This is a genomic window from Paenirhodobacter sp., from assembly GCF_041916475.1.
Classification (GTDB): Bacteria; Pseudomonadota; Alphaproteobacteria; order Rhodobacterales; family Rhodobacteraceae; genus Rhodobacter.
This window is the reverse complement of sequence record NZ_JAYRZN010000075.1, coordinates 1-6,225: the sequence shown is the minus strand read 5'-3', so window position 1 is coordinate 6,225 and position 6,225 is coordinate 1. Positions and strand designations below refer to the sequence as shown.

The following is a 6,225-nucleotide window of genomic DNA, read 5'->3' as shown; positions in this document are numbered from 1 at the left end:
GCAAGCGGTCTCGTTCATGATCGTCACCCTGATGTTCTCGCAGGTAGGATATCTGCTGACCCTGCAATTCTCCGATATCACCGGCGGCGATCAGGGCCTGACTCTGCCCGCCAGCGCACGCGGCTTCTCGCTCTTCGGCCGGATGGTGGACATGACCTCGGGCAGCACCCGGTTCAACCTCGCGCTCGGCCTCTTCGCGATCACGCTACTGGGCCTCTTCGCGCTGACGCAGGGCCCGCTCGGCCGGCTGTTCGCGGCCGTGCGCGAGAATGCCCGCCGCACAGAAATGCTCGGCTTCGACACCTACCGCATCCGGCTTCTGGCCTTCACCCTCTCCGGCCTGATCTCGGCCATGGCCGGCGCGCTCTACGGGCTGATGTTCGGCTATATCGGCTCCGCCTTCGCGGAAATCCGGGTCTCGATCGAAGTGCTGCTGTTTACCTTGCTGGGCGGGCCCGGAACCCTGCTCGGCCCGCTTCTCGGGACCACGCTGATGACACTCCTGATCGACCGGATCTCGGGCCTGACCACGGCCTATCCGATCGTGATCGGCGTGCTGCTCGTCGTCATCAACCTCTGGTTTCCGAAGGGAATTCTTGGCAGCTTGCGCGACAGGTGGATCCCATGGATGAAATGACCCTCCTGGAGGCCCACGGGCTGACGCGCCATTTCGACGGGCTGAAGGCGGTGGACGGCGTCGATTTCGCCCTGCGCCGCGGCGAGATTCGCGCCATCATCGGCCCGAACGGAGCAGGCAAATCGACCTTCGTCGGGCTGCTGTCGGGGCGCATCACGCCGAGCGCAGGCCGTATCGCCTTCGAGGGGCGCGACATCACCGGGCTTCCCGCGCACCGGCGCGTGCGGCTCGGCATCGCCTATACGTTCCAGATCACCAATATCTACCCGGCGCTCACCGCGCTCGAAAACGTGGCCATCGCCGCCCAGAGCCGGTTGCGCCCGCGGTTGCTCCGCCCCGGAGCCTCCGAGGCGGAAATCCTGAAGGCGGCCCGTGAGGCCCTCGCCCGGGTGGGCCTTGCCGACCGGGTGCAGGAGCCCGCGGGCGCCCTCGCCTATGGGCATCAGCGGCTGCTCGAAGTGGCCATGGGTCTCGCGCTGCGCCCGAAGCTCCTGATCCTCGATGAGCCGACGCAGGGCCTGTCCGAGGCGGAGATCGCAAATTTCATCGCCCTCGTGCGGCGCGTGGCGGAAGGGGCAACGGTGCTGCTCATCGAGCACAATATGGATGTGGTGATGGCGCTTGCCAGCCGCATCACCGTATTGGAGCGCGGCCGGCTTCTCGCCGAAGGCTCCCCGGCAGAAATCGTCGCCAATGCGGCTGTGCAAAGCGCCTATCTGGGGTCCCCGGCATGAGCCAGCTCACCGTATCGGGGCTCGATGCCTTCCATGGCCGGGCGCAGGCGCTCAGCGATTTTTCCATCACCGTCCGGGGCGGCGAGATCCTGTGCCTGCTCGGGCGCAACGGCGCGGGCAAGACCACCGCGCTCCGCGCAATCATGGGGACGGTCCGGCGCGGGCAGGGCAGCATCATGCTCGATGACCGGGACCTCAGCGCGCTGCCCCCCGAAGCGGTCCCGCACGCGGGCATCGCACATGTGCCGCAGGGGCGGCGGCTGTTTGCGGAGCTGACGGTGGCGGAAAACCTGCAAATCGGGCTCGCCACGCGCAACAGCCCGCGCGCGGTGCTGGAGCGGGCACTCGCACTGTTTCCGGTGCTCGGCGAGCGGCTCCAGCAGCGCTCGGGCACGCTGTCGGGCGGCGAACAGACGATGCTCGCCGTCGCGCGCGCGATCTGCGTCGATCCGCAGGTGATCTTGCTCGATGAACCGACCGAAGGCCTGATGCCGCAGGCGGTCGCCACGATCCGGGAGGCGCTGCGGCAATTGCGGGCGGCGGGCGTGGCCGTGCTTCTGGTCGAGCAGCGGGCCGCGGCGGTCCTCGATCTCGCGGATCGGGCGGTGTTTCTGGAGCATGGCCGGATCGCAGCCCAGACCGATGCGGCAGCGTTGCAAGCCGATCCGTCGCTGCTGCACCGTTACCTCGGGGTCTGATCCAGCAACCGGCGCATGACCGGCTGCAGCGCCGCGGCGATTTCCGCATGCACCTGCGGCCCCGGCATCACGGCGGCAGCGGGTGCCTCCATCGGCGCGAAATGCATCTCATCCGTGCCCCGCGAGAGCGCCGCCGCAGATGGCCGGACCTCGACGACCTCCTCAGCCCCTGCGGCCACCTGCGCGACCATCTCCGCGGTCACCAGCGCCGGCTCCGGCCCCGGCGCCCCGTCATGGGCGCAACCGCGCAGCCACAGCAGCACCGCCTTGCCGCCGATCCGGTTCAGGAACCGCGTCATCTGCCGCACCCAGACCGTCTGCAATTCCGCCGCGAGGATCGCGAAGGCCACCGGATCACGGGCCTGAAGCGTGCCCAGCATATGCCGGGTGAAGGTGAATTCGGTGAAATCCACCCCCGGGAACAGCGCCCGCAGCCGCGCGGTTTCGGTAAGGAACCGATCGTTGCGGCGCGGATGCACATAATAATACCCGTTCGATAGATTGGCAGCGCCCACCAGCTGCACGATCGCCAGCCGCGCCGCCTTGGCCTGCCGCGCGAGGATCTTTTCCTGAAGGAAGGTATCCGCGCCGGCATTCAGGCAGCCGAAGTTCACCACCGGCAGGCCCAGCGCCGCCTCCAGCCGCGCGGGCCAGGGGTCGAGGACGAATTTGCCATAGGTTTCCGAGCCGCCGATCGCGGCGATGAAGCTGCGCTCCAATGTCCGACGCGGGCCACGGAACATGAGGCGGGAATCGCCATAGCGGCAAGGGTAATAATCGAGTGCACCGGTACCGGGATGCTCGAAGGCCATCGGCGCCTCCAGAATCAAATCACAAATGAACGTCTCGGCGCACCCTGCCCGACGAACATTGCAATTTGACTAATGTGCCACATGCGACGCCACGGCACTTCCGGGCTTTGCCCTTGCGTCATTCTCTGCGCCGCAGCATATTTCGCCCGGATCAACGAAGGGTGACGAGATGACGATTGAGACTGTCGGGATCGTGGGCGCCGGCCAGATGGGCAACGGCATCGCGCATGTCTTCGCTCTGTCCGGCTATGAGGTGCTGCTGAACGACATCAGTCAGGAGAGCCTCGACAAGGCGCTCGTAACGATCGGTAAGAACCTCGACCGCCAGGTCTCCAAGGGCAAGATCTCGGAGGCCGACAAGGCCACCACGCTGGGCCGGATCAAGACCACGCTGACCCTGACCGACCTTGGCCAGACCGACCTGATCATCGAGGCCGCGACCGAGCGCGAAGAGGTCAAGGCCAAGATCTTCGACACGCTGCTGCCGCATCTGAAGCCGGAAACGATCCTCGCCTCCAACACCTCGTCGATCTCGATCACCCGGCTCGCCTCGCGCACGGACCGACCGGAACGGTTCATGGGCGTGCACTTCATGAACCCGGTGCCGGTGATGCAGCTGGTGGAGCTGATCCGGGGCATCGCGACCGATGAGCCGACCTATACCACGATGCTCGATATCGTTGCGCGGCTGGGCAAGACCGCCGCTTCGGCCGAAGACTTCCCCGCCTTCATCGTGAACCGGATCCTGGTGCCGATGATCAACGAGGCGGTCTATGTCCTCTATGAGGGCGTGGGCAATGTGCAGTCGATCGACATGGCGATGAAGCTCGGCGCGAACCATCCGATGGGGCCGCTGGAGCTCGCCGATTTCATCGGGCTCGACACCTGCCTCGCGATCATGAACGTGCTGCACGACGGGCTGGCGGATACCAAATACCGCCCCTGCCCGCTGCTGACGAAATATGTCGAGGCGGGCTGGCTCGGGCGCAAGACCGGGCGCGGCTTCTACGACTATCGCGGCGCGACGCCCGTCCCGACGCGCTGATCCCTCTGGCCGCGGGCGTGGTTTTGCGTCAGGCTCGCGGCAGGAGGAGACCATGCACCCTTTCATCGAACGGCTCGGCCTGCGGGTCCCGATCCTGCAGGCGCCGATGGCCGGTGTGTCCACGCCCGCGCTCGCGGCCGCGGTGACGCAGGCGGGCGCGCTCGGCGCGCTCGGGCTCGGGGCGATGACGGTGGATCAGGCAGAAGCCGCGCTGCGGGCGGCGGCCGCCCTGACCTCCGGGCCGATCAATGCCAACCTGTTCTGCCACCAGCCGCTCCCGCCCGATCCTGCGCGCAACCGGGCCTGGATCGCGCATCTGGCCCCCGCCTTCGCGGAGTTCGGGGCGGCTCCGCCCGAAGATCTTTCTGAAATCTATCAGAGTTTCCGGGGCAATCGGGCCATGCTCGATATGCTCCTCGCGCTGCGCCCCGCCGTCGTCAGCCTGCATTTCGGGCTGCCGGAGCCCGAGGCCATTGCCGCGCTGAAGGCCGCCGGGATCGTCCTGCTCGCCTCCGCGACATCGGCCGCCGAAGCCCGCGCGGCGATGGCGGCCGGGATCGACGCAGTGGTCGCACAGGGCTGGGAAGCCGGGGGCCATCGCGGCCTGTTTGATCCGGACGGCGCAGATGAACGCCTCGGGACATTCGATCTCCTACCCCGGATTGCCGCGCTCGGCCTGCCGGTGATCGCAGCGGGCGGCCTGATGACCGGCGCCGACATCGCGCGCGCCGAGCGCCTCGGCGCGGCGGCAGCGCAACTCGGGACCGCCTTCGTCGCCTGCCCTGAATCGGCGGCGGATACCGCCTATCGCGCGGCCCTGGGCAGCGCGACGGTGATGACCCGGGCGATTTCCGGGCGCCCCGCGCGCGGGATCGCGAACCGGTTCACGGCGCTCGGCGACGGGGTGCCAGCGGCGCAGATCGCCCCCTATCCCTATGCCTACGATGCCGGCAAAGCGCTGAACGCCGCCGCGCGTGCCCAAGGCGAGACTGGCTTCAGCGCACAATGGGCGGGGACAGGCGCGGCCCGCGCCCGGCCGATGCCCGCGGCCGATCTGGTGGCGCTGCTCGCGCGGGAGCGGGGTTAGTTTTCCTCGCCGAAGCGATCGCCCACCAGCGCCTGCAGCGCATCGGCCAGCGCATCGGCCTGGCTGCCATGGGTGGTCACTTCGATCGTGGTGCCGCGCGAGGCTGCCAGCATCAGCAGGCCCATGATCGAATCGCCCGAGACCTTCATCCCGTCTTTCTCGACCTCAGCCTGGGCATCATACTTTTCCACCACCTCGACGAAACGCGCCGAGGCGCGCGCATGCAGGCCCTTCTCATTGACGATCTTCAAAGTCCTGCTGACGCTCACTTGCCGCCCGTTCCGTAAACCGAATAGCTGTTGATATATTTGCGCCCGGCGTCCAGCGCCGCGGTCACCGCCGCATGGACCCCGAGGCTGCGCGATTTCGCCAGCTTGATCAGCAGGGGCAGGTTCGCCCCGTAGATGATCTCGCGCTCGCAGGCTTCGCAGGCCAGCAGGCTCAGGTTCGAGGGCGATCCGCCGAACATGTCGGTCACGACCACCACACCATCGCCGGAATCGACGGCATCCACCGCCGCGCGGATCTCGGCCTGCTTGGCGGCGCGGTCGTGCTCATCCTCGATAGTGATGGCGCGGATCCCCTGCTGGGGGCCCACGACATGCTCCACCGCGGCGAGATACTCGCGCGCCAAACCACCATGTGCCACGATCACGATCCCGATCACGCGCCGCTTCCCGTTTTCACCCCAGGCAGGTCCGAAGACCGCCGTTCCAATTCCCTGTGACGTTTAGACACTTGCCAGCCCGCATCCGCAAGGGTCTTGGTAACCAGTTCCGTTACCGCGACCGAACGGTGTTGCCCGCCGGTGCAGCCGAAGCCCACCGCAAGATGGCTCTTGCCCTCGGCCACATGCGCGGGCAGCAGGAACAGCAGCAGGCCCGTCACCCGCTCCAGGAACTCCGCATGGCGCGGATCCTGCGCGACATAGGCGGCCACCGCCGGATCGAGCCCGGTCAGCCCGCGCAGGGCCGGAACCCAATACGGATTGTTCAGGAACCGGCAGTCGAACATCATGTCGAGACCGCGCGGCGTGCCGCGCTTGTAGCTGAAACTGTGCAGCGAGACCGCCAGACGCGCAATCCGCCCCATGTCGAACCAGCGCGCGACTTCGGCCCGCAGATCGTGCGGGGTCATGACCGACGTGTCGATCAGCACGTCCGCCCGCATCCGGATCGGCGCGAGCAGGTCCATTTCCAGGCGGATACCCTC

General features: G+C 67.4%; 9 protein-coding genes. 5 read left to right on the top strand and 4 right to left on the bottom strand.

The features are described 5' to 3' along the window. The 3 genes from ACOMG5_RS17430 to ACOMG5_RS17420 all read left to right on the top strand — a co-directional run. On the top strand, positions 1–637 hold a 637-nt coding region (locus ACOMG5_RS17430), incomplete at its 5' end, for a branched-chain amino acid ABC transporter permease (RefSeq protein WP_420345054.1). Continuing rightward, positions 634–1,371 (top strand): ABC transporter ATP-binding protein, encoded by a 738-nt coding sequence (locus tag ACOMG5_RS17425; RefSeq protein ID WP_420345055.1) that lies wholly within the window; start codon positions 634–636, stop codon positions 1,369–1,371. The genes ACOMG5_RS17430 and ACOMG5_RS17425, both read left to right, overlap by 4 nt. Then, positions 1,368–2,069, top strand: a complete 702-nt coding sequence (locus tag ACOMG5_RS17420; RefSeq protein WP_420345053.1) for an ABC transporter ATP-binding protein — start codon at positions 1,368–1,370, stop codon at positions 2,067–2,069. Before ACOMG5_RS17425 ends, ACOMG5_RS17420 begins: the two co-directional genes overlap by 4 nt. On the opposite strand, the gene ACOMG5_RS17415 is transcribed toward ACOMG5_RS17420, so the two are convergent. Further along, positions 2,054–2,881: a DUF6473 family protein gene (locus tag ACOMG5_RS17415; protein ID WP_420345052.1), complete on the bottom strand. Its 828-nt coding sequence runs from the start codon at positions 2,879–2,881 to the stop codon at positions 2,054–2,056. The two genes, ACOMG5_RS17420 and ACOMG5_RS17415, sit on opposite strands and share 16 nt — an antisense overlap. 169 nt (positions 2,882–3,050) lie before the next feature. On the opposite strand from ACOMG5_RS17415, the gene ACOMG5_RS17410 reads away from it, so the two are divergent. Both ACOMG5_RS17410 and ACOMG5_RS17405 read left to right on the top strand, forming a co-directional pair. Next, positions 3,051–3,926 (top strand): 3-hydroxybutyryl-CoA dehydrogenase, encoded by an 876-nt coding sequence (locus tag ACOMG5_RS17410; RefSeq protein ID WP_420345051.1) that lies wholly within the window; start codon positions 3,051–3,053, stop codon positions 3,924–3,926. Between the two features lie 52 nt (positions 3,927–3,978). Next, positions 3,979–5,013 carry an NAD(P)H-dependent flavin oxidoreductase gene (locus ACOMG5_RS17405; protein ID WP_420345050.1) on the top strand — a complete coding sequence of 345 codons (1,035 nt, stop codon included), beginning with the start codon at positions 3,979–3,981 and terminating at the stop codon, positions 5,011–5,013. Here ACOMG5_RS17405 and ACOMG5_RS17400 read toward each other — a convergent pair. From ACOMG5_RS17400 to ACOMG5_RS17390, 3 genes are all read right to left on the bottom strand, one after another. Further along, the gene (locus ACOMG5_RS17400) at positions 5,010–5,282 is read right to left on the bottom strand and encodes an HPr family phosphocarrier protein (protein ID WP_420345049.1); all 273 of its coding nucleotides are present in this window, start codon (positions 5,280–5,282) and stop codon (positions 5,010–5,012) included. The two genes, ACOMG5_RS17405 and ACOMG5_RS17400, sit on opposite strands and share 4 nt — an antisense overlap. Then, entirely contained in the window at positions 5,279–5,680 is a 402-nt protein-coding gene (locus ACOMG5_RS17395) for a PTS sugar transporter subunit IIA (RefSeq protein WP_420345048.1), read from the bottom strand. The genes ACOMG5_RS17400 and ACOMG5_RS17395 overlap by 4 nt, the downstream gene beginning before the upstream one ends. Next, positions 5,677–6,225, bottom strand: a 549-nt coding sequence (locus ACOMG5_RS17390; RefSeq protein WP_420345047.1) for an RNase adapter RapZ, incomplete at its 5' end; no start/stop codon positions are given. The genes ACOMG5_RS17390 and ACOMG5_RS17395, both read right to left, overlap by 4 nt.